The sequence below is a fragment of the Vibrio splendidus genome (genome assembly GCF_001557875.1).
GTDB classification, from domain to species: Bacteria; Pseudomonadota; Gammaproteobacteria; order Enterobacterales; family Vibrionaceae; genus Vibrio; species Vibrio splendidus_F.
Genome location: NZ_LNRF01000003.1, coordinates 224,685 through 246,869 on the forward strand (window position 1 = coordinate 224,685; position 22,185 = coordinate 246,869).

General features: G+C 44.5%; 22 protein-coding genes. 6 read left to right on the forward strand and 16 right to left on the reverse strand.

Annotation, left to right across the window (positions count from 1 at the left end; translation table 11 throughout):
- Positions 1–57: 57 nt before the first annotated feature.
- The 16 genes from ybgF to aspS form a co-directional block, all read right to left on the reverse strand.
- Entirely contained in the window at positions 58–846 is a 789-nt protein-coding gene (gene ybgF, locus ATB74_RS10540) for a tol-pal system protein YbgF (RefSeq protein WP_061018429.1), read from the reverse strand.
- Between the two features lie 33 nt (positions 847–879).
- Entirely contained in the window at positions 880–1,422 is a 543-nt protein-coding gene (gene pal / locus ATB74_RS10545) for a peptidoglycan-associated lipoprotein Pal (RefSeq protein WP_017062069.1), read from the reverse strand.
- 111 nt (positions 1,423–1,533) lie between these two features.
- On the reverse strand, positions 1,534–2,886 hold the full coding sequence (gene tolB / locus ATB74_RS10550) for a Tol-Pal system beta propeller repeat protein TolB (protein WP_061018431.1): 1,353 nt from the start codon (positions 2,884–2,886) through the stop codon (positions 1,534–1,536).
- A 12-nt stretch (positions 2,887–2,898) separates the two neighbouring features.
- Complete coding sequence (tolA, locus tag ATB74_RS10555; RefSeq protein ID WP_052879046.1) at positions 2,899–3,966, reverse strand: cell envelope integrity protein TolA; 1,068 nt, start codon at positions 3,964–3,966, stop codon at positions 2,899–2,901.
- A 13-nt stretch (positions 3,967–3,979) separates the two neighbouring features.
- On the reverse strand, positions 3,980–4,423 hold the full coding sequence (gene tolR, locus ATB74_RS10560; RefSeq protein WP_017062072.1) for a protein TolR: 444 nt from the start codon (positions 4,421–4,423) through the stop codon (positions 3,980–3,982).
- Positions 4,424–4,426: 3 nt separating this feature from the next.
- The gene (gene tolQ / locus ATB74_RS10565) at positions 4,427–5,110 is read right to left on the reverse strand and encodes a protein TolQ (protein ID WP_010437896.1); all 684 of its coding nucleotides are present in this window, start codon (positions 5,108–5,110) and stop codon (positions 4,427–4,429) included.
- Positions 5,100–5,537 (reverse strand): tol-pal system-associated acyl-CoA thioesterase, encoded by a 438-nt coding sequence (ybgC, locus tag ATB74_RS10570; RefSeq protein WP_061018433.1) that lies wholly within the window; start codon positions 5,535–5,537, stop codon positions 5,100–5,102. The genes tolQ and ybgC overlap by 11 nt, the downstream gene beginning before the upstream one ends.
- Before the next feature lie 172 nt (positions 5,538–5,709).
- Positions 5,710–6,012, reverse strand: coding sequence for a cyd operon protein YbgE (gene ybgE / locus ATB74_RS10575; RefSeq protein ID WP_060982372.1), 303 nt, complete (start codon positions 6,010–6,012; stop codon positions 5,710–5,712).
- Positions 6,005–6,112 (reverse strand): cytochrome bd-I oxidase subunit CydX, encoded by a 108-nt coding sequence (gene cydX / locus ATB74_RS10580; protein ID WP_000270284.1) that lies wholly within the window; start codon positions 6,110–6,112, stop codon positions 6,005–6,007. Before cydX ends, ybgE begins: the two co-directional genes overlap by 8 nt.
- A gap of 31 nt (positions 6,113–6,143) precedes the next feature.
- Positions 6,144–7,280 (reverse strand): cytochrome d ubiquinol oxidase subunit II, encoded by a 1,137-nt coding sequence (gene cydB, locus ATB74_RS10585; protein ID WP_061018435.1) that lies wholly within the window; start codon positions 7,278–7,280, stop codon positions 6,144–6,146.
- 13 nt (positions 7,281–7,293) lie between these two features.
- A complete protein-coding gene (cydA, locus tag ATB74_RS10590; RefSeq protein WP_060982370.1) occupies positions 7,294–8,880 on the reverse strand; it encodes a cytochrome ubiquinol oxidase subunit I in 1,587 nt (528 codons plus the stop codon).
- Between the two features lie 551 nt (positions 8,881–9,431).
- Positions 9,432–10,448, reverse strand: a complete 1,017-nt coding sequence (ruvB, locus tag ATB74_RS10595; RefSeq protein WP_017062078.1) for a Holliday junction branch migration DNA helicase RuvB — start codon at positions 10,446–10,448, stop codon at positions 9,432–9,434.
- Positions 10,449–10,551: 103 nt separating this feature from the next.
- The gene (gene ruvA, locus ATB74_RS10600; RefSeq protein ID WP_017062079.1) at positions 10,552–11,163 is read right to left on the reverse strand and encodes a Holliday junction branch migration protein RuvA; all 612 of its coding nucleotides are present in this window, start codon (positions 11,161–11,163) and stop codon (positions 10,552–10,554) included.
- Between the two features lie 92 nt (positions 11,164–11,255).
- Positions 11,256–12,716, reverse strand: a complete 1,461-nt coding sequence (locus ATB74_RS10605) for a methyl-accepting chemotaxis protein (protein ID WP_061018437.1) — start codon at positions 12,714–12,716, stop codon at positions 11,256–11,258.
- Positions 12,717–12,908: 192 nt separating this feature from the next.
- On the reverse strand, positions 12,909–13,430 hold the full coding sequence (gene ruvC / locus ATB74_RS10610) for a crossover junction endodeoxyribonuclease RuvC (protein ID WP_008219936.1): 522 nt from the start codon (positions 13,428–13,430) through the stop codon (positions 12,909–12,911).
- Positions 13,431–13,601: 171 nt separating this feature from the next.
- A complete protein-coding gene (aspS, locus tag ATB74_RS10615) occupies positions 13,602–15,380 on the reverse strand; it encodes an aspartate--tRNA ligase (protein WP_017062081.1) in 1,779 nt (592 codons plus the stop codon).
- Positions 15,381–15,681: 301 nt separating this feature from the next.
- Here aspS and ATB74_RS10620 point away from each other — a divergent pair, with 301 nt between their 5' ends.
- From ATB74_RS10620 to ATB74_RS10645, 6 genes are all read left to right on the forward strand, one after another.
- Positions 15,682–16,566, forward strand: a complete 885-nt coding sequence (locus tag ATB74_RS10620) for a DUF72 domain-containing protein (protein WP_155645142.1) — start codon at positions 15,682–15,684, stop codon at positions 16,564–16,566.
- A gap of 139 nt (positions 16,567–16,705) precedes the next feature.
- A complete protein-coding gene (gene cmoA / locus ATB74_RS10625) occupies positions 16,706–17,434 on the forward strand; it encodes a carboxy-S-adenosyl-L-methionine synthase CmoA (protein WP_017062083.1) in 729 nt (242 codons plus the stop codon).
- Positions 17,435–17,620: 186 nt separating this feature from the next.
- Positions 17,621–18,592 (forward strand): tRNA 5-methoxyuridine(34)/uridine 5-oxyacetic acid(34) synthase CmoB, encoded by a 972-nt coding sequence (gene cmoB / locus ATB74_RS10630; RefSeq protein WP_009846365.1) that lies wholly within the window; start codon positions 17,621–17,623, stop codon positions 18,590–18,592.
- Positions 18,593–18,907: 315 nt separating this feature from the next.
- A complete protein-coding gene (locus ATB74_RS10635; protein ID WP_061018440.1) occupies positions 18,908–19,648 on the forward strand; it encodes an ATP-dependent zinc protease family protein in 741 nt (246 codons plus the stop codon).
- Positions 19,649–19,665: 17 nt separating this feature from the next.
- Positions 19,666–21,171: an inactive transglutaminase family protein gene (locus ATB74_RS10640; protein WP_060982366.1), complete on the forward strand. Its 1,506-nt coding sequence runs from the start codon at positions 19,666–19,668 to the stop codon at positions 21,169–21,171.
- 3 nt (positions 21,172–21,174) lie between these two features.
- Entirely contained in the window at positions 21,175–22,155 is a 981-nt protein-coding gene (locus tag ATB74_RS10645) for an alpha-L-glutamate ligase-like protein (RefSeq protein ID WP_060982365.1), read from the forward strand.
- The last annotated feature ends 30 nt before the right edge of the window (positions 22,156–22,185 follow it).

Genomic DNA, 22,185 nt, shown 5'->3' on the forward strand with positions numbered 1-22,185 from the left:
CATTAAACGGAAGTAATCAGGTATAAAAAAGAGGCGCCTAAGCACCCCTATTTTGTTTTACAAGTGGGTTTTAGCCACTTTAGCCGAAGCACTGTTAGGGTACTCGGTTACGACTTGTTGGTAATATTTCTTAGCTTGCGTCGCGTTGTTGTTGCGCGCAGCTATGTCACCAAGCTTAACCAGTGCATCTGCTCGCTTGTTTGAGTCTTTGTAAGACACAACAGCCGCGAAGCTCTTCACAGCTTCTTTATCTTGCTTCTTAGCGAAATAAAGCTGGCCTAACCAGTAATGTGAGTTAGGTGTGAAGGTTGAATCTGGGAAGTCTTTTTGAAACTTTTGGAATGCTGCGATAGCACCCGTGTAGTCTCGTTGCTTTAGAATCATATCTACAGCATTTTGATAAGCGGTTTGCTCATCGACATCAGTACTGAACGTACCAGAAGCGTCTTTAGAGCCTTCGCTCGCTGCCGCTGCTACCGTTGCGGTTCCTGCTGCTTTCACCTCGCCTCTCACGCGATCCAGTTCAATGAACAGTTCACGCTGACGTTCTAGCATTTGCTTCATATCGTAGCTGTTTCGTTCCAACTCACCACGAAGTTCACTGATCTCCAGTGCCATGTCGTCGATTTGCTGTTGCATTTGAAGCTGAACAAGGTTGCGATTTTGAAGCAGGCGCTCTAAACGCTCAATATCTGATTCGTTAGATGCAGACGCTGCTCGAGAGGAAGATGATGAATTGGTTGCGGTGCTATTGAGATCGGATACTGGAGCTGGTGCAGCGAACGCGGTGTTCGCTGCACTTGCCAGTAACGAAAGCAAAATGACTCGCTTTGTGTTACTGAACATGAGGCAATTCCTCAATTATATAGTCTACTAAAATTAGTAAACTAGTACTGCGCGACGGTTTTTAGCGTACACATCTTCAGATTGACCTAGAAGAAGTGGCTTCTCTTCACCGTAGCTTACGATAGAGATTTGGTCAGCTTGAACACCTAGAGCTTGTAGGTATTTCGCTACAGCTTGTGCACGACGCTCGCCAAGTGCGATGTTGTACTCAGGAGTACCGCGCTCGTCAGCGTGACCTTCGATAGTAACGTTCATGTCAACGTTCTTAACTAGGTATGCTGCGTGAGCTGCTAGCATTTCTTCGTAATCGCCAGCGATAGTAGAGTTATCGAATGCGAAGTAGATTGTTTGAGTTTCACGTAGCGCTTGCTCTTTAAGCTCTTGCTCAGACAGTTGACCGTTAGCGTCAATTGGCGTTACAACAGTTGTGTCTACGTTGCCTTCTGAACCTGAAGTTGTTTGGTTGCTTTCTGTACCAGATGTTGCAGATGTTGCTTCATCAGTTGAGCTACATGCCGTTACTGCCATCACTGGTAGTGCAATCATCAAGCCTTTAAGAACTTTGTTAAGTTGCATCTTTTTTTCCTTACGTTATCAAACTTAGTTTCTACAGCGACTAAGTGCTATAGATAGTTAATTGCCACAATAGTTAACACTATCAATAGCTAAAAGAATGTATCAAATTAACTAGAGAAACGGTGACCACGCGGGTGCTCTTACGCGTCCGTTGGTTGCCGGTAATCTAGCTTTAAAACGGCCATCGATAGAAACCATCGATAGTACGTTAGTTTTGTTGTAAATAGAGCTATAGATAACCATACCTCCATTCGGTGCAATACTTGGAGATTCATCTAACAATGTTTTTGTTAGTACCTGAACCGCACCTGTTTCCAAATCTTGCTTAGCCAAGTTAAAACCTGAGTTACTGCGATTCACCATGATCAGGAATCGACCATCAGGGGTGATCTGGCCACCTAAGTTTTGGCTACCTTGCCAAGTAATACGAGATGTCGAATTATTTGACAAATTTACATTATAAATCTGTGGTTTACCACCACGATCCGATGTGAAAATAAGAGACTTGCCATCTGGGTGCCAGAATGGTTCCGTATTATTAGAACGGCCACGGGTAATTTGTGTCAGCTTACGGCTAGCAAGGTCAAGTGTGTACACCTGAAGGCTACCTGTTTTCGACAATACCAATGCCAATGTTTTGCCATCTGGCGAGAATCTTGGCGCACCATTGTGACGAGGGTATGACGTCACTTTCTCACGCTCACCCGTGTAAATATTCATGATGAATATTTCCGCTTGGCCATTTTGGAAACTCACATAAGCAAGTTTCTTACCGTCTGGTGACCATGCTGGTGACATGAGAGGTTGCTTAGAGCGAAGTACTAGGCGCTCATTGAAACCATCGTAGTCTGCTACGCGAAGCTGGTACGGGTATTTGTCTTTGTCGTTCACAACAACGTAAGAGATACGAGTTAAGAACGCCCCTTTTTCGCCGGTTAGTTCTTCATACACTAAGTCAGAGATGCGGTGTGCATACTCTCGCAAGCGTTTACCAGGCACTGTCGCTTTTTTGTTGAACAACACGTGGTCTTTAGAAAGTACCAATTGGCCTTCATCGCTTAGTGCGCGGCTTTGTCCTTTAGTCAGTTGACCACGAACAATGTCGATCAGTTGGTAGTTCACCACATACTGCCCTTCGGGATTTTTAGTGATACTCCCTGTTAGCAATGAATCAACGCCTAGGTTAGTCCAAGCATCAAAGTTAACCTCAGATTCGCTATAAGGCGTTTGAGGCATTTTGCTTGTTGCAACTGGGCTGAATTTACCACTGCGTTGTAAGTCAGAAGCGATAACGGCTGATACATCGTGTGGCAATGGTCCCGCGCCTTCCCAACGGAAAGGGACAATAGCGATAGGTCGTGCAGAGTTAATACCGTCTGTAATAACCAACTCCAGTGCCGCATGTGCGAACTGGCTGCTTGTAGCTATTAAGAAAACAAAACTCAGTAATAGTTTCTTTAACACAAGTTCGTCCTTTTACTCTGGTGATACAGTTAAGTTAATGTCTTTCAGTGAGTTCACAATGTCTGGGTCTTTAGGCAACGGGTAAGATTGCACTTGTGCCACAGCACGTTTGGTTGCTGCACATAGACGGCTATCACCATCTAAGATACTCAAACTACCCAATATCGCGTTAGAGCCGGTTGGAATTAGCTTAAGGTTCACTCGGCACGAACGCCCTCGATAGCTGTCTTCTAACAACAGGTTCTGCTGAATCAGTTGGGTATAGATAGCACCGTAACGTTGAGCTTCATCACTGATAAATTGTTGTCTTGCTGAAGAGTTTTGAGTCGCTTCAGTTTCAAGACCAGCAAAGATATCGTTCAATGCTGCTTCTTGTTGTTTACGCTCTTTTTCTGCTTTTGCTGCAGCTTCTTTTGCCTTACGGGCTTTCTCTGCTGCGGCTGCCGCTTCTTTCTCTTTCGCTATGCGTTGCTTTTCAGCGCGTTCAGCAGCTTCCTTCTCTTTACGAGCTTTGTCTGCTGCCTCTTTCGCGGCTTTTTCTTTTGCCACGCGTTCTTGTTCAGCTTTTGCGATTGCCGCTTCTTTGGCTTTACGCTCGTTCTCGGCTTTCACTAACGCAGCTTCTTTTAGCTTGCGATCAGCTTCGGCTTTAGCGGCTTTCTTTTTCTCTTGCTGTAAACGCGCTTCTTCAGCTTTACGTTGTTTTTCTTTCTCAACTCGACGCTTTTCCGCTTCACGAGTTGCTTTAGCTTCTTTCGCTTGCTGTTCTTTTAGCTTACGAATATTTTCTTCTTCGGCTTTACGATTCTTTTCAAGTCGTTCGCTTTCGCGTCTTAGTTTGTCTAAACGCTCTTGCTCTTTTTTGCTCGCCGCTTCTCTTTGTTGACGAATCTGTTGAGCTTGCTGGCGAACCAACTGAGGATCAATCACCACAGCTTGAACCATCTGCCCTGTAGGCTTTGGCTCTGACATCGTGAAATCCGCTCCCCAAATGAGCGCAACGAATAATATGACGTGCAGCCCAAGAGAAATAAGAAGCGGTGATCTGAAATTATTGGATTTTTTATTGTTCGCTTTCATGAATGCTACGGAGCTATTCCCTTATATCCGTTAAAAGGCCAACCTTTGGCACACCTGCACGGCTTAATTCATCAAGTAATAAAACCACTTCAGCGTATGGCGTTGCGGCATCACCACCTACCGCCACTGGAGAGTTTGGCTTCAAAGACAACTCAGCTTTCACTCGGACGATAATATCTTCCATGGATAAGCCACGTTGTACTTCTTCATCATTAACGCTCAAGCCAAGCTCACCGTCTTTGTTCACTTCAACGATGATGAAACTCGCGTTGTCGTCACCCAATAGATCTTGTGCCGACTTAGCCGTTGATGCCTGAGGCAACTCAACGTCAACGCCCTGAGTAACAAACGGCGAAGTCACCATAAAAATGATCAACAAAACAAGCATAACGTCGATGTAAGGTACAACGTTAATCTCTGCTGTCATTTTGCGTTTTTTAGGTTGGTATCCAGCCATCTATTATTCCCTGCCAGCCATCGCTTGACGGTGAAGAATACTGTGGAACTCTTCAGAGAAAGTCGCGTAGTTGTGCTCTAGCTTGCCTACTCGGCTGCTGAAGCGGTTGTACGCCATTACTGCTGGAATTGCAGCAAATAGACCCATTGCGGTTGCGATCAGTGCTTCTGCAATACCAGGGGCAACCATTGCGAGCGTAGCTTGCTTCACTTCACCTAATGCGATGAATGAGTGCATGATGCCCCAAACCGTACCAAATAGGCCGATGTATGGACTGATAGAACCAACGGTCGCCAAGAAAGGTAAGTTAGTTTCTAGTTCATCAACTTCACGAGCAACAGCAACGCGCATCGCACGGCCTGTGCCTTCCATAATGAAGTCAGGTGAAGTTGCATTCGATTTACGAAGGCGAGCAAACTCAGTAAAGCCTGCGTAGAAAATTTCTTCAGTACCAGAAAGCTCGTCTTTGCGTTTGTTGCTCTCTTGGTACAATTTTGCAAGATCAACGCCCGACCAAAATTTGTCTTCAAACACTTCTGTTTGTTTCGAAGCTTGAGATAATACTTTACTTCTTTTGATGATCATCGCCCAAGAAACAACAGACATGCCCATGAGAACTAGCATGACCATTTTAACTAATAAACTAGCTTCTAAAATTAGGCCTAAGATTGAGATTTCAGCAGTCACTATTCGTTAGCTCCGTAAGAATAAATGTTGGCATTGCTTTTGGTTTCATTTTTTGATTGTCGATACATGCTACCTTAACCATTGCTTTACACAATGCTTTGCCATCAGGATTTACGATCTCTTGACAGAAGACCAAGGTAGCTCGCTTCAACTCGTAAATATTTGTAATGACTTGTAAAGAATCATCAAGGCGCGCACCTTGAATAAAATCAATGTCCATATGTCGGACTACAAAACCGATGTTTTGTTCTAACAAGACTTGCTGAGAGACGCCAATTGAGCGCAACATCTCAGTTCGAGCGCGTTCGAAAAACTTAAGATAGTTTGAATGGTATACAACACCACCTGCGTCGGTGTCTTCGTAATACACTGTCACTGGCCACGTAAATGGCTTAGATAATCCCTGCAATTTGATACCACAACCCAAAACGATAAAGATCTCACTATAACCTAACTCCTTATCATTAATAGTATATCGCTGTGAATTTTTTGATTTAAGAGACGAAAAAAAAGGCCATCTGTATAAGATGACCTCTTTTTGGCTAAAAACCCAACAAGTATAAAGATTCACGTTGTAATGAACCTAAATCCTTTGCCTTTTATAAAAGGCGCAGCACCGTTAGGTAGAGCAAAATTGTGAGTGAAACGTATGGGCTAAACAGTAGCTGCCACATCCAAGCTCTTGGCTTAAATCCGATACCGTAAACCATGCTTGAGCATACTGCCCAGATAAACATTGGCCCGATGATCGCGTTAAAGCCACCGATGCTTGTCGCATACGCTTCAGGATCCCACATCACTAAACCCACATGCATAAAACCCAATACTAGTGATAAAGCTCTAAGTAGAGTCTTATCCATTGGTTGATGCAGCTTAGCAACTTGCTCTGCGAGATTACTCACTGTCTTTGTCCATCATTTCTGAATGCTCTAGCCATAGAGCATTAATGATGCCGAATGCACATGCTAGAAGTACACCCAAAATCCATGCGAAATACCACATAAAATTTCTCCTAAGTTATTTCACTTCTAGCTTAGTAAGCTGAAACGTCGTTATCTTCGATGTGTTTCTTATCTAGACGACCGAACATTTTGTAGTATGTCCAAGTTGTGTAGCCAAGAATCACAGGAACCATTACCGCCGCAACTGCGGTCATAAGACCAAGCGTTAGCTCACTCGCTGTTGAATCCCACATAGTCAAACTATGGTTAGGGTTCAGGCTTGATGGCATTACAAATGGGAACATTGCAAAACCAGCCGTTAAAATAACACCAGCGTTAGATAGACTTGAGAACAAGAATGCGAAACCACCACGCTCAAAGCGAGATGCAATCACAGCAAGCAGTGGCATTGCTACACCAAGGATCGGCGCAGCCCACATTGCAGGATACGTTTCGAAGTTTGTCATCCAAGCACCCACTTGAAGTGAGACTTCTTTGTTTAGTGGGTTTGAGTCTGCAAACGTATCGATAGTGCTCGTGATTACATAACCTTCGATAGATTGAACCCAGAAGCCCCCAATAACGAACAGAGCAATTGCAATTAGACCAGTGATCTGAGCAACGTTACGAGCTCGGCGATGCAGATCTTCTGTTGTCTTCATTTGAAGCCATGTTGCACCTTGCATTACGAACAACATTAGAGCCAACACGCCACATAGTAATGCAAACGGGTTCAGCAGAGCGAAGAACGTACCGTGGTACTTCGACATCATTAGACTGTTCAGATCAAATGGTACACCTTGTAATAGGTTACCAAATGCAACACCAAAAATGATTGGTGGTACTGTGCCACTAAAGCAAAGTGCGTAGTCCCAAGTTTTGCGCCATTTTGGGTCTTCAATCTTAGAACGGTAGTCAAGTGCAAGTGGTCGTAACCAAAGCGCAGCTAACGTCGCGTACATTGCGAAGTAGAAGCCAGAAAACGACGTTGCGTAAACCAGTGGCCATGCAGCAAACAATGCACCACCCGCAGTGATAAGCCAAACTTGGTTGCCATCCCAGTGAGGGGCAATAGTATTCAGCATAATACGACGTTCAGTGTCGCTCTTACCGATAACAGGAGAAAGAGCGGCAACACCCATATCGAAGCCATCAGTTACAGCGAAACCAACCAGTAGAACACCGATCAATACCCACCAAATAAGTCGTAAGCTTTCGTAATCAAACATAATATTCCCTCACTTATACTTCGACTGAACGGCTAACTTTGTCTTCAACAGAGTTATCGTTTTGTTCAAAGTGGTAACGGCCTGTCTTTAAGCTACTTGGACCTTTACGTGCGAATTTTAGCATTAGGTAAACTTCAGCAATCAAGAACACTGTGTACAGTGCCAGGATAGCGAATAGAGAAGTCCAAAGCTGTTCAATAGTCAGTGCTGATGCAGCAACGTTAACCGGTAGGATTTCACCAACCGCCCATGGTTGACGACCAAACTCAGCAACGAACCAACCTGCTTCAATCGCAATCCAAGGCAGTGGGATTGAGAATAGCGCAGCTTTAAGTACCCATGGTTTCTGTTCGATCTTCTGACGACACGTTTGAACAAACGCAGCACCGAATACAAACAGCATGATGAAGCCACAAGCTACCATCAGACGGAATGACCAGAATAGAGGCCAAACTGTTGGGATAGAATCATCCGCAGCCATTTGGATTTGGTCTTCAGTTGCGTCAACAACGTTGTCTGTGTAGCGCTTAAGAAGTAGACCGTAACCTAGGTCACCTTTAACTTCGTCGAACGCCGCCATGTTTTCTTCAGACTTATCGCCTGAACGTAGCTTTTCAAGCAGCTCGTATGCGTACATGCCCGTACGAATACGATCAACGTGGTCATCACGTAAGTCACGCAGACCTGTTACTTCTTTATCAAGAGAACGTGTTGCGATGATACCCATTACGTAAGGAATCTTAATTGCGTAGTCAGTATCCATTGTTTCTTGATTTGGAATACCGAAAACCGTGAATGCAGCTGGTGCTTCTTCAGTGTGCCACTCTGCTTCTACCGCAGCGAGCTTCACTTTTTGAACTTCACCAAGCTCGTAACCAGACTCATCACCGAGTACGATTACTGACAAAATCGCCGCCATACCGAAAGATGCTGCAATCGCGAAAGAACGACGAGCAAAGGCAAGGTCACGACCTTTAAGAATGTAGTATGAGCTGATACCAAGGATGAACATTGCACCCGTTGTGTAACCAGACGCTACTGTGTGAACGAATTTAACCTGTGCTACTGGGTTTAGTACAACTTCAGCGAAGCTCACCATTTCCATACGCATAGTTTCAAAGTTAAATTCCGCACCCACTGGGTTTTGCATCCAGCCGTTAGCTACCAAGATCCAAAGCGCAGAGAAGTTAGAACCAAGTGCTACTAACCAAGTTACCGCTAAGTGTTGACGCTTCGACAATCTGTCCCAACCGAAGAAGAAAAGACCAACAAAAGTAGACTCTAGGAAGAATGCAACAAGCGCTTCGATAGCCAGCGGAGCACCAAAGATGTCGCCAACATAGTGAGAATAGTAAGACCAGTTAGTACCGAACTGGAACTCCATGGTTAAGCCTGTCGCTACACCAAGAGCAAAGTTAATACCAAACAATTTACCCCAGAACTTGGTCATGTCCTTGTAAATTTGCTTGCCAGTCATTACATAAACTGACTCCATTATGGCAAGTAGAAATGCCATACCTAGTGTCAGTGGAACAAATAGGAAGTGATACATCGCTGTAAATGCAAATTGCAATCGCGACAGATCAACAACATCAATCATGGTAACTCCTTTGTGTCGGCTGAATGACACTTGTGTGATTATTCACCGCAAAAATCCATGTTAAAACAATTTATATGATTGTTATTACAAATTGAAATTTGTAGCAAAAACGTACCGTTATAGTTAGATTATTGTTAAGCATGAGCTAATATAGCTGGCGCTAATATTACTGGTAAAATCAGTATGTTTCAAAAGATTTATAGGAGAAGCCTGCGTTGATTTGTATCAATTTTATTCACGCAAATTAGAGGTATTTTTGAACAATCATGACTAAAATCACACCAATTTGAGCTCTGTTAATAAGAGCGCATGATATCTGTGACAAAAGCTCAGCACCGCTTCAACATACAAATTACAACTACCCATAAAGTATTAACAAAAATTATGACAACTTATTTCAATTCTTGTTAGCCAAATCAAACCTGAAATCAAAGTTTTCATTTTTGAAAGCTCTATTCGGCATTTTTATCGATTCGCGCAAAGAGTTGTTATTCAGTAAAATGCAAAAAATCCCAGCGCTTATGCAACTGGGATCTTTAAAAATGAATAATTTAACGATTTGACGGCTTATCTATACCGAAATGTAAATAGGCTCTGTCAGTCGCGATTCGACCTCTTGGTGTTCTTTGTAGATAACCTTGCTGAATCAAGTAAGGCTCTAAGACATCTTCAATGGTGTCTCTCTCTTCACCAATCGCGGCAGCCATGTTGTCGATACCAACCGGACCACCACCAAACTTCTCCATAATCGCCAGCAGAAGCTTTCTGTCCATGTAGTCGAAACCTTTAGCATCGACATCCAACATGTTTAGCGCTTTGTCAGCAACCTCTGGGCAAATATGTCCGTCGCCTTTCACTTCCGCATAATCGCGAACACGGCGCAGTAGACGGTTAGCAATACGTGGCGTACCACGAGCTCGGCGAGCCACTTCTAACGCCCCTTCAGACTCCATCGAAAGACCAAGACAATCAGCACTACGTTGAACAATGTTTTGTAGGTCTTCAACCTTGTAGTATTCAAGACGCTGAGTAATACCGAAACGGTCACGTAACGGCGATGTCAATGAGCCAGCACGAGTGGTTGCGCCAATCAAAGTAAAAGGAGGAAGATCGATCTTGATAGAACGCGCCGCTGGGCCTTCGCCAATCATAATGTCTAATTGGTAGTCTTCCATTGCTGGATACAACACCTCTTCAACCACTGGGCTAAGGCGGTGGATCTCATCAATGAATAGCACATCATTTTCTTCAAGATTGGTCAGCAGCGCCGCTAGGTCACCCGCTTTTTCTAGAACAGGGCCTGAAGTGGTACGAATGTTGACATCCATCTCATTGGCAACAATGTTCGCCAACGTGGTTTTACCCAAACCTGGAGGACCAAATATCAACAGATGGTCGAGCGCCTCATTACGCAGTTGTGCCGCTTTGATGAAAATCTCCATCTGGCCACGAACGTGATCCTGGCCTTGATAGTCGGCAAGTGCTTTAGGGCGTATTGCACGATCAATGACATCTTCATCTTTGAATACTGGGTTATCCGGTGCAATAAGGCGATCGGCTTCAATCATAAATTCTGCTATTCCTAACTATACTCTTGTTGACTCTGCGCTTCTTGACTCTGTGTAAAGGCAAAGTGAATGAGTCTATTTTGTCGAACAAGTATATCGGGTATTAAACCATCGATTTCAGAGCTTCGCGAATCAACTGTTCGCTGGTCATGCCATCTTTAGCCACTTGAGAAACCACCTTAGAAGCTTGAGTCGGCTTGTAGCCTAATGCAAGTAGTGCACTTACCGCTTCTTCTTCAGCGTCGTGAACGGTTGGCATAGAATCAATCGGAGCTGCATCCGTCGCTGGAGTAAACAGGTCACCCGCGCCCCACCCTTTCAGGCGGTCTTTCATTTCAACAACCAGACGTTCTGCAGTTTTCTTACCCACACCCGGAAGTTTAACCAGCGTAGAGATGTCTTCACGCTCAACACTCTGAACAAACTGGCTAGCCGTCATGCCTGAAAGAATGCCAAGGCCTAGCTTAGGACCCACACCGTTCGCTTTGATGACTTCACGGAACAGCGCACGCTCTTTAACTGTGTTAAAACCATAAAGTAGCTGCGCATCTTCACGTACAACAAAGTGCGTGTAGATGATTGCCTCTTCGCCCACGTTTGGTAATTCGTAAAAACAGCTCATTGGCATTTGAACTTCATAGCCAACGCCACTCACTTCGATTAGTAATTCTGGTGGCTGTTTTTCTATTAATGTACCGCGTAGACGTCCGATCACAATTCACTCTCTTGATGGAATATAATTTGAGGGACAGAATATAAAAGAACTGGATGCTTATCCAGTTCTTTGTGTTTATTAGGATGATTTATTTAAGCTTGCTTAGCTTGAGAAACCACGCTATTCAAGCTTTCGACCAGTTCTTTTACTGAGGTGACATGACATGTCAATTCTGAGCCGTAATTGGCGACTAAGCCTGAAACGGATTTGGTTTCTGCAACGCTCTGCGCCACTTCTGAACTCGCGAGATCGAGTTCTTTCAATGAGCTCATCTGCATCGCCATAATATTGGTCAGTTGGTTTACATCAGTAGAAATGGTTTGCACCTCAGAGATAATGCCGTTCATTTCATTGGCCGTAGTTTCAATGATCGCTCTGCCGTGTTCCACTTCTTCTTTACTTCGGTCTAATAAGGTTCGAATTTCTATCGCGGAGTGACTGCTTTTCGCAGATAGCTCTCTCACTTGGTCTGCAACTACCGCAAAACCTCGCCCTTGCTCACCGGCACGAGCCGCTTCTATAGCTGCGTTAAGTGCTAATAGGTTGGTTTGCTCGGCAACAGAGGTAATCAGATCAGCGACTTTCATGATCTCTTGATTGCTTTGAATGATCTGGCTGATTGCACTGGTTGAAGCTTCTAGTGATTCTGAGCTCTTCTGCGCTTTAGTTCCCACGGCTTCGCTACGCTCTTTTAGCTCACCCACAAATGAGTTTGATTCTTCGATACCTTGAGTCATTTGGTGCAATTGTTGGCTCATCTGTTCTGCTGCACTCGCCTGAGATTCGCAATTGATGTTCAGCACCTCAACTTGAGCATGCAGATCTTGCGACTGCTGGTCCAAGTGAACAGATACACCCTGTAAGCTTTCAGAGTTTGAGTTAGCTTGGTCAAGGACAATCGAAAGTCGTCCTTCACTTTGCGTCGCTTGATTGGCAACGTGTTGACTTTCTGAAATCGCATCTTCTGCCATTTCAATCGCCACCTCTTTTTGCTTAGCGGTAAACGCTTGAGCAATACAGATCACCACCAGCGGCATGATTACACCAGACCAGGTTTCAACGACCACGGCTTCCGGAGTAAGTACTAACTGCGGAAATTCAAAGCCATCAAGGTGAGCCGACGTCATCATCAATGACACGCCAATCACTAGCCCACTCCATACCAAGGCGACAATGCGTGTTCCCGATAAGAAAAAAGCGACTACTAACAAAGGAACCCAATAAGCCTGAGTCGATGCCACCACACCACCGCTTTGGTAAATGATATTCAGCGCGTGTACTGCCATGCCGACAAAGCCAAAATTCAATGCCAAACTAGGCTTGCGGGTAATGCGTAATAAAAGTGCAGAGACTAATTCAAAGGCGATAAGAAATACGGAAGTGGCAACTAGCAGTTGCTCTTCATGTTTGGTCCACTTAATGAGGCTGTAGACACCTACGAAGAAGGCGATAAAAGTGAAGAGTAATAAAATATCGGCTTGTCTGACTTCGTTGCTATTCCATCCATTACTTTTGGGTAGAAACAGCGCGCGCCACAGCTTGATTGGGTTCATCAGTGATCATCCTTGATTAACTTGTAAGACCTCCGACCAATGTTAATAACATGTTAAATGATACGCAATGTTATTATTTGGTTTGTGTTCGAAAGATCTCATTTCATCAAGGATTTAGGAGCGTCTTGCTTTGAGCTAAACGAGGCGTAAGGCTCATGGAATGCAAACTTTTAGAAAGCAGAGAGATGGGACTTAACGGTAGCGCCCTTTTCTCGCGCCTGTCGCCTTACCTGCCAGTGCTATCAAGGTTTTATTAGTGTTGGCGTGAGTGATCGCTACGCCAAGAGCATCGGCAGCATCGGCCTGTGGTTTAGCAGGCAACTTAAGCATGCTCATCACCATGTTTTGAACCATCGACTTATCAGCACCACCATTACCTGTCACCGCTTGCTTGATTAAACGAGCCGCATATTCATGGACGGGCAGATCAGCATTCACAGCAGCCACTATCGCACTGCCACGAGCTTGTCCAAGCTTAAGTGCAGAATCCGCATTCTTCGCCATGAAGACCTGCTCAATAGCGAACACATCCGGCTGAAACTGAGTGATGATTTCGCTCACACCGGCGTAGATTTGTTTGAGTCGACCCGGCAGTTCTTTTTCAGAGGTGCGAATACAACCGCTACCTAAGTAATATAGATGACGACCATTTTGACGAATCACGCCATAGCCGGTAATACGCGAGCCAGGGTCAATCCCTAAGATAATAGACATAACTTCAATACTGATTATTTATACATGCTTTATGAGCTTAGTATATCGAACGCAAAAAAAAATGCCCGTCAAATTAACGGGCATTTTCTAATTTACTGGCAAGTCTTGGCTAATAAATTAAGAGCTCTCTATCAACTAGGATCTCTTCATCAGCAAGAAAAGATAACAGGCTTACGCTTGCTCTTTTTTCTCTGCCAATTTAACTGCGATTGCTAGCTCTTCCAGTGATGCTGGGTTCGCTAGGCTTGGCGCGTCTGTTAGTAGACATGCTGCAGCTGTTGTTTTCGGGAATGCGATAACGTCACGGATGTTCTCAGTACCACAAAGCAGCATTGCTAGACGGTCAAGACCGAATGCTAGACCTGCGTGTGGTGGCGTACCGTACTTAAGCGCTTCAAGTAGGAAGCCGAATTTCTCTTGTTGCTCTTGTGCTTCGATACCTAGGATACCGAATACCGCTGTTTGCATTTCTGCGTTGTGAATACGTACAGAACCACCGCCTACTTCGTAGCCGTTGATTACCATGTCGTATGCATCAGAATTTGCTGCTGCTGGGTTCGCTTTAAGCTCTTCCGCGTTCACACCTAGTGGTGATGTGAATGGGTGGTGCATTGCGTGTAGGTTACCTTCGCCGTCTTCTTCGAACATTGGGAAGTCAACAACCCACAGTGGAGCCCATGCAGATGTGTCTGTTAGCTCTAGATCAGTACCTAGTTTAAGACGAAGTGCGCCCATTGCTTCAGCAACGATGCCCGCTTTGTCTGCGCCGAACAGAATGATATCGCCAGATTCAGCTTGAGTGCGATCTAGAATACCGTTGATTACGTCTTCGCTTAGGAATTTAGCAACTGGAGATTGAATACCTTCCATGCCTGCAGCACGGTCGTTAACCTTCATCCAAGCTAGGCCTTTCGCGCCGTAGATGTTTACGTGTTCAGCGTAACCGTCGATTTGCTTACGAGTTAGCTTAGCACCACCTGGAACACGGATAACCGCTACGCGACCTTTTTCGTCGTTAGCTGGACCAGAGAATACCTTGAATTCAACGTCTTTAACCAAGTCAGCAACGTCCACTAGCTCTAGTGGGTTACGTAGGTCTGGCTTATCAGAACCGAAACGACGAATCGCTTCAGAGAAAGGCATTACTGGGAATTGACCTAGTTCAACATCTAGAAGTTCTTTCCACATATCGTGAACAAGCTTCTCAGTCACGTTACGTACTTCTTGAGAAGTCATGAAAGATGTTTCGATATCGATTTGAGTAAATTCAGGCTGACGGTCAGCACGTAAATCTTCATCACGGAAACATTTAACGATTTGGTAGTAACGGTCAAAACCAGACATCATCAGCAGTTGCTTGAACAGCTGAGGAGATTGAGGAAGTGCGTAGAAGCTACCTTTGTGAACACGGCTTGGTACTAGGTAGTCACGAGCACCTTCTGGTGTCGCTTTCGTTAGTACTGGCGTTTCGATGTCTAGGAACAGGTTCTCATCAAGGAAACGACGAACGAAGCTAGAAGCACGTGCACGAAGCTTGATACGGTCGCTCATTTCTGGACGACGAAGATCGATGTAACGGTACTTAAGACGCTGCTCTTCAGAGTTCGTTTGGTTGAAGTCTAGTGGAAGCGCTTCTGAACGGTTGATGATCTCTAGACCAGTTGCGTAAAGTTCTACTTCACCAGTAGCCATGTCTTTATTTACTTGGCTGTCCGGACGAACTCGTACTTCACCAGTAAACTTGATACAGAATTCATTACGCAGTTGGTTAGCGATCGGGAAGATATCTTTCATATCTGGATCGACAACAACCTGAACGATGCCTTCACGATCACGCATATCAATAAAGATAAGACCGCCTAAATCACGGCGACGGTTTACCCAGCCGCACAATTCTACAGTTTGTCCCGCCAGGGACTTGTTCAGGTTACCACAGTAATGGGTACGCATAATGAATTTCCCAATCTCTTAATAATTTACTAATTTCCAAGCTGTAGGTGTCAAGATAGCCCTACAGAGCAAAGGATCATTTATACGCGGAAACTCGCTTAAAATCGACCTTCCACATTCGAATTTATTGTGTTTTATCTGGCTTTGCTGCTTTTTAGCCCATCAAGTGCGCAAAGATTCATCAAAACCGAAAAAATTGCGATAATTATATCTCGAAAGTACCTTAATCAGCAAAACTCTCGTACAGTAGATTTTCATTTCGATTAAAAGCAGTAATGTGATGACTAATGGTGCAAAAACGATGGACACTTTACCTCTAAGACTTGGATTAACCATGTGGTCTCACTCTGAGTGGCAAAGTCAGTTATATGGCAAGGGAACCAAGCCTGCGGAACGCTTAGAAAAGTACACGCAAGTTTTTCATACCGTCGAGGGCAACACGACCTTTTACGCTACGCCAAGTATGTCTACCGTTCATAATTGGAAAGCTGCCAGTCACGATGATTTCAAGTTCACCTTCAAATTGCCCAAATTCATCACCCACCAGCAGCAACTGAGGCACTGCCAAGCAGAGCTCAAAGAGTTCTTGATGACTATGTCGCCACTGCATGACCGCGTTGGTCAATGGACAATTCAACTGCCACATAGTTTTGAGCCCAGCATGCTGCCTGCCCTACAAAAGTTTTGCACCTTATTCCCAAAAGATATGCAGCTCGGCGTCGAAGTTCGCCACTTGGGTTTCTTTGATAAGGGCGATGCGGAAAAATGCTTCAACCAATGGCTGGTTGAGGAAGGCATCAATCGCATCATTATGGACAGCCGCCCCGTTTTCTCTGCGCCACCCACCACAGAAGCGGTGATCGATGCGCATCAGAAAAAACCGCGTGTTCCTGTTCATGCAATTGCGACCGCCAATAACCCGATGATTCGATTTATTGGTCACCCAGACCAAGAACCCAATATTGAGTTTTTTAAGCCTTGGTTTACCAAAATTCCAAACTGGCTAAGCGAAGGGAAACAACCGTATTTAATGATTCACACCCCAGACAATAATCATGCGCCTGAACTTGCCATCGCTATTTATGAGCTGTTGCAAAAGCAAGTGTCTGAAAATACGTCATTATTATTGCCCGATCTGGCTCAGTTTCCAGCTCAAAAAGGCAACCATCAAATCTCGATGTTTTAACCCATCATCTTTGAGTAACTTCGAACCTTGAGCTAAATCTCAGTTTTCGTGACAGTGGCGCTTTTTTTACGTAAAATACGTCCCCTTTTATTTGGTACGAATTTTGTGCCAATTACGCTGACTGTCGAGAGAAAATGCCATGAGCAACACAGACAATATCTTTTCCGCTCCTATTGATAAAATTGGAGACTTCACCTTTGATGCAAGGGTTGCTGAAGTATTTCCGGATATGATTCAACGCTCGGTGCCTGGCTATAGCAATATCATCTCTGCAATCGGCATGCTGGCTGAACGCTTTGTAAAGCCACATTCAAATATTTACGACCTTGGCTGCTCGCTTGGTGCTGCGACACTTTCTATGCGTCGTCACATTCAGCAAGAAGGCTGCACGATTTTCGCGATCGATAATTCAGAAGCTATGGTTGAGCGCTGCAAATTACACGTTAATGCTTACCGCAGTGACACGCCGGTAGAAGTGATTGAAGCTGACATCCGTGAAGTCGAAATCAAAGACGCTTCTGTTGTGGTGCTTAACTTTACGCTGCAATTTCTGTCTCCGGACGATCGATACGCTCTGCTTGAAAAAATTCATGCTGGCTTGCGCCCGGGCGGGATCTTAATCTTGTCTGAAAAATACGTATTCGAAGACGAAAGCTCAAATGAACTGCTTATCGACCTGCACCATGATTTCAAACGTGCTAACGGATATAGCGAGCTAGAAGTAAGCCAGAAACGCAGCGCAATTGAAAACGTAATGCGTCCGGATTCGATCCCTGTTCACAGAGAACGATTTGATAAGATTGGCTTCTCAAGCAGCGAAGTTTGGTTCCAATGTTTCAACTTTGGTTCAATGTTCGCGATAAAGTAAACATTTTCGATTACGTAACAGTCGCGACACCGTTAGCACGTACTAAAATGTCATCCTCAAGAGCGAGGAACGAGCGAGTTGGGGATCTCTTATCAAACATGATAAACGAGATTCCCTAGCATGTTTGTCCACACTCTTAATCGAGTGACAAATTTAATTTCTACACCACCAACTCAGTGAAAACCTATGTTTAATTTTGCCAATTTTTATCAACTTATTGCCCAAGATACTCGCCTTCAGCCGTGGCTCAATGTTCTGCCACAGCAACTGACAGATTGGCAAAATGCAGAGCACGGTGATTTCGACCGTTGGTTACGTGCACTAAACAAGATCCCACAAGGTGTACCAGACCAAGTTGACCTGAAGAACTCCGTGACGATTGGCAGCTCAACACCATTTCACACAGGTGAGCTTAAAAAGCTAGAAAGCCTATTAAAGACGTTCCACCCATGGAGAAAAGGCCCTTACACCGTTCACGATATTCATATCGATACTGAGTGGCGTAGTGACTGGAAATGGGATCGTGTGCTTCCACATATCTCCCCATTGAAAAACCGTTCGGTTCTTGATGTAGGTTGTGGTAATGGCTACCACATGTGGCGCATGCTGGGTGAAGGTGCTCGCTTAACGGTTGGTATCGATCCTTCTCATCTATTCTTAGTTCAGTTTGAAGCAATTCGTAAGTTGATGGGCGATGACCAACGTGCACACCTCTTACCTCTAGGTATTGAGCAACTGCCAAAGCTAGAAGCCTACGACACTGTTTTCAGCATGGGTGTTCTGTACCACCGTCGTTCGCCACTTGATCACTTGATTCAACTAAAAGACCAATTGGTATCTGGCGGCGAGTTGGTGCTTGAAACCCTAGTTATTGAAGGCGATGAAAATGCGGTACTGGTCCCTGTTGACCGTTACGCACAGATGAGAAACGTGTACTTCTTCCCTTCAGCTCGTGCACTGAAACGCTGGCTTGAACAAGTTGGCTTTGAAGACGTACGTATCGTTGATGAAAATGTCACGACAATTGGTGAACAACGCACCACAGAATGGATGACACACAACTCTCTTCCAGATTATCTAGATCCGAACGATCCAAGCAAAACGGTTGAAGGTCACCCAGCGCCAAGACGTGCGATTTTGGTAGCAACAAAGCCATAGATTCTCTGCCCACAAAGCAGTGGCATATTGAGTAAATAAAACACAAGCCTATATAAGGTAGCAAAACAATGGCTTACCATGGTCAAAAAGTCACCGTTGATTTCGCGGTGAACATTTGCTTCCAGAGCTCACGAGTTGAACAAAAATTGACTTATGTTTAATAAATGAGCTATTTAAAATAGCAATAATTGGCGTAGCGCTCACATTGCGATTCAATATGACCAGACTCTTACAATAGGATGCTTCACGCATCCTTTTTTGTGGGCTAAACTTCTAAATAGTCTGAACTATTCTCTAATTCTCAAAGGTTTTTTTATGTTTAAGCGATTATCGCCGATTGTGGCGGTTGGTTTGCTCTCTGGCTGTACTCTGACAAACGGTGCAGCCTATCACCAAGAAACTCTCGACGCTATTTCCCGCTCAGAGACAAACATCGCAAATAAAGTTCAAAATCTTGAACTGCAACTAAGCAATCAAAGTGATTATATTGAAAGCTTAGAAGACGAAATCACTCGCCTTTCTAGTCAATTAGATGTCCATCTAACAAATATGGAACACAAGGTTATTGAAGAACTAGAGGAAGAAGAACCTGTCGTCGTTGCAGCCGCTCCTGTCGCCCCTACGTTACAACCAACCATCCTTGGCGGCATCGAAAAAGTGTCTATTGACTCAATCAAGCAAAGCTTCGATGCTCGTGTGGATACAGGTGCAACCACCTCTTCTCTAAATGCTGTCGATATCAAAGAGTTCGAACGTAACGGTAAGAACTGGGTTAAATTCCACCTAGACGACAAAGCACAAGCTGAAAAAGACCAGAAATGGATTGAAGCGCCTGTTTTACGTTATGTGAAAATCCGTCAATCAACGAATGATCAGACTGAACGTCGAGCTGTGATCGAATTATGGGTGAAAGTTGGAAAAATCCATGAAAAAGCGCAATTTACATTGGCGGATCGCTCTCAAATGAGTCACCCTGTATTACTAGGGCGCGAATTTATCAAAGACATAGCGCTAGTGGATGTAAGTAAAAAGTACGTACAAACGGAAGTTAAATAACAATAGTAGGGTAAGCTATGACGTCAAGAATTCCATTTTATATCTCTATATTCCTGCTTATCGTTGCAGGTATAACACTGAGTATGTTCAGACATACCACCTACGGTGTACCTTGGACTCCTGGGGAAACCAGGCAGGTTTGGGACATTGAAGCTCGTATCGAGTTCAATGCAGTTGGTAAAGAAGCAAAAGTTTCACTAGCAGCTCCTCACACTCAGTCTAATTACACACTTATTGGTGAATCAGCTTCGTCACCAGGCTACGGCATCTCTTACTTGAACACAGAATCAGGTCGCCGTGCAGAGTGGTCTATTCGCCATGCTGATGGCCCTCAAACTATCTACTATAAGACTCAATTCCTAGTCGATAACCAAGCGAAAGTTGATGCTATACCACCAGAAGGTGAAATCACACAACCAAGCTTTGATGGTCCTGAAGAAGCTGCTGCGTTGGCATTGATTGACAGAGCAACTAAACGTTCAGCAGACAACATCACTTTCACTCGCGAACTTATCAAAACGCTTAATGACCCAGACAGCCAAAACTCAGCGCTGATTCTGAATAACATGAGCAAAGTTGAAGCGACACATAAGCTACTTTCAGCAGCAAACATCCACAATAAAGTCGTTGGCGTTATCGAGCTAGAAGATGGACGTCGTCGTCAATCTATTCAGCAAATGAACCAGATCTGGGATAACGACCAATGGGTTCTATTCTCTCCAGAATCAAGTGAACAACAAGTTCAGCCAAACCTGCTTATTTGGGATGAATCAAACGTATCTCTATTAGATGTGGTTGGCGGTCAGAACAGTAAAGTCCACTTCTCTATGATTGCTCAAGAGATTACTCCAACTGAAGCAACCAACAGTAAAGTCTCTGCAGACCAGTTATTGAACCTATCGATTCACAGCCTGCCGTTAGAAGAGCAAGCGATGTTTAAAACCATCATGCTGATTCCTATCGGTGCTCTGATTGTGGTATTCCTGCGTGTCATCATCGGTTTGAAAACGTCTGGTACGTTCATGCCAGTACTGATTGCGGTAGCCTTTGTACAAACACAATTGGTAACGGGCATTGTCGGCTTCCTACTTATCGTGGGTACGGGTCTGATTATTCGAAGCTACTTGTCCAAACTCAACTTGCTACTGGTCGCCAGGATATCCGCCGTTATCATTACGGTAATCATGATTATCTCGGTGTTTACTGTGGTCGCGTTTAAAGTGGGTCTGACAGAAGGTCTATCCATTACGTTCTTCCCAATGATCATCCTATCTTGGACTATCGAGCGTATGTCTATCCTATGGGAAGAAGAAGGCGCGAAAGAAGTTATGCTACAAGGTGGTGGTTCTCTATTCACTGCGGTTCTTGTTTACTTAGGCATGACTAACCCGTTCATTCAGCACTTAACGTTTAACTTTATTGGTTTACAGCTTGTTATTCTAGCGACCATTTTGCTACTAGGTAACTACACAGGCTACCGTCTAACAGAGCTTCGTCGCTTTAAACCGCTAGCGGAGGACTAAGTTATGTTTGATCAATTTACTTCACCGTTTAAGTTGAAAGACAAAGGCATAATGGGAATGAACAAGCGTAACCATAGTTATATTGGTCGCTACAATGATCGTTCCAAGTATCCACTCGTTGATGACAAGCTTAAGACTAAGATCATTGCTGAACAGGCTGGCGCTACTGTGCCAAAACTGATTGGCGTTATTGGTCATCAAGCTGAAGTAAAAACAATCCACAAGATGGTAAAAGAGTGGCCGGGTTTCGTAATCAAGCCAGCTCAAGGAAGTGGCGGTAAAGGTATCCTTGTTGTGATCTCTCACAAGGATGGCGTTTACACCAAACCATCGGGTTCGACTATCAATGAAGAAGATGTAGAGCGTCACATCAGTAACGCTCTCGCGGGTCTTTTTTCACTTGGTGGTAAAAACGATGTAGCGGTAGTTGAAAACCTCATCAAGTTTGACGAGTGTTTTGATGGCTTCAGTTACGAAGGCGTACCAGATGTACGAATCATCGTATTCAAGGGCTACCCTGTTATGGCGATGATGCGTCTATCTACTTCAGCTTCTGATGGCAAAGCTAACTTGCACCAAGGTGCTGTGGGCGTAGGTATTTGTATCGCTACTGGTAAAGCCGTTCGTGCGGTTCAGTTTGACCACCCAGTGACTCATCACCCAGATACGGGGAAAGAGTTGGCACTGCTTCAAGTACCGCATTGGGAAAAGCTACTCACGCTTGCATCAAGCGCTTGGGAAATGACAGGCCTTGGCTACATGGGTACTGACATGGTTTTAGACCAAGAAGAAGGTCCGATGGTACTTGAGCTAAACGCACGTCCTGGATTAGCAATACAGATTGCAAACGGCGCTGGTTTACTGCCTCGCTTGCATCATATCGAAAACCTAGGCACACCTGCTGAATACCCAAAACCAGCAGAGCGTGTTGCATACGCCGCTAAACAATTTGGTGTTCACGGTAACGAGATTGCTCCAAACTAAGCTCATCTAAATTAAAGCAAAACGACTGAG

Excerpts from the sequence above, each read along its gene's own strand:
- ybgF (WP_061018429.1), bottom strand. The coding sequence starts at position 846 with ATGTTCAGTAACACAAAGCGAGTCATTTTGCTTTCGTTACTGGCAAGT.
- pal (WP_017062069.1), bottom strand. The coding sequence starts at position 1,422 with ATGCAACTTAACAAAGTTCTTAAAGGCTTGATGATTGCACTACCAGTG.
- tolA (WP_052879046.1), bottom strand. The coding sequence starts at position 3,966 with ATGAAAGCGAACAATAAAAAATCCAATAATTTCAGATCACCGCTTCTT.
- tolR (WP_017062072.1), bottom strand. The coding sequence starts at position 4,423 with ATGGCTGGATACCAACCTAAAAAACGCAAAATGACAGCAGAGATTAAC.
- cydX (WP_000270284.1), bottom strand. The coding sequence starts at position 6,112 with ATGTGGTATTTCGCATGGATTTTGGGTGTACTTCTAGCATGTGCATTC.
- cydB (WP_061018435.1), bottom strand. The coding sequence starts at position 7,280 with ATGTTTGATTACGAAAGCTTACGACTTATTTGGTGGGTATTGATCGGT.
- cydA (WP_060982370.1), bottom strand. The coding sequence starts at position 8,880 with ATGATTGATGTTGTTGATCTGTCGCGATTGCAATTTGCATTTACAGCG.
- ruvB (WP_017062078.1), bottom strand. The coding sequence starts at position 10,448 with ATGATTGAAGCCGATCGCCTTATTGCACCGGATAACCCAGTATTCAAA.
- ATB74_RS10605 (WP_061018437.1), bottom strand. The coding sequence starts at position 12,716 with ATGAACCCAATCAAGCTGTGGCGCGCGCTGTTTCTACCCAAAAGTAAT.
- ruvC (WP_008219936.1), bottom strand. The coding sequence starts at position 13,430 with ATGTCTATTATCTTAGGGATTGACCCTGGCTCGCGTATTACCGGCTAT.
- aspS (WP_017062081.1), bottom strand. The coding sequence starts at position 15,380 with ATGCGTACCCATTACTGTGGTAACCTGAACAAGTCCCTGGCGGGACAA.
- ATB74_RS10620 (WP_155645142.1), top strand. The coding sequence starts at position 15,682 with ATGGACACTTTACCTCTAAGACTTGGATTAACCATGTGGTCTCACTCT.
- cmoA (WP_017062083.1), top strand. The coding sequence starts at position 16,706 with ATGAGCAACACAGACAATATCTTTTCCGCTCCTATTGATAAAATTGGA.
- cmoB (WP_009846365.1), top strand. The coding sequence starts at position 17,621 with ATGTTTAATTTTGCCAATTTTTATCAACTTATTGCCCAAGATACTCGC.
- ATB74_RS10635 (WP_061018440.1), top strand. The coding sequence starts at position 18,908 with ATGTTTAAGCGATTATCGCCGATTGTGGCGGTTGGTTTGCTCTCTGGC.
- ATB74_RS10640 (WP_060982366.1), top strand. The coding sequence starts at position 19,666 with ATGACGTCAAGAATTCCATTTTATATCTCTATATTCCTGCTTATCGTT.
- ATB74_RS10645 (WP_060982365.1), top strand. The coding sequence starts at position 21,175 with ATGTTTGATCAATTTACTTCACCGTTTAAGTTGAAAGACAAAGGCATA.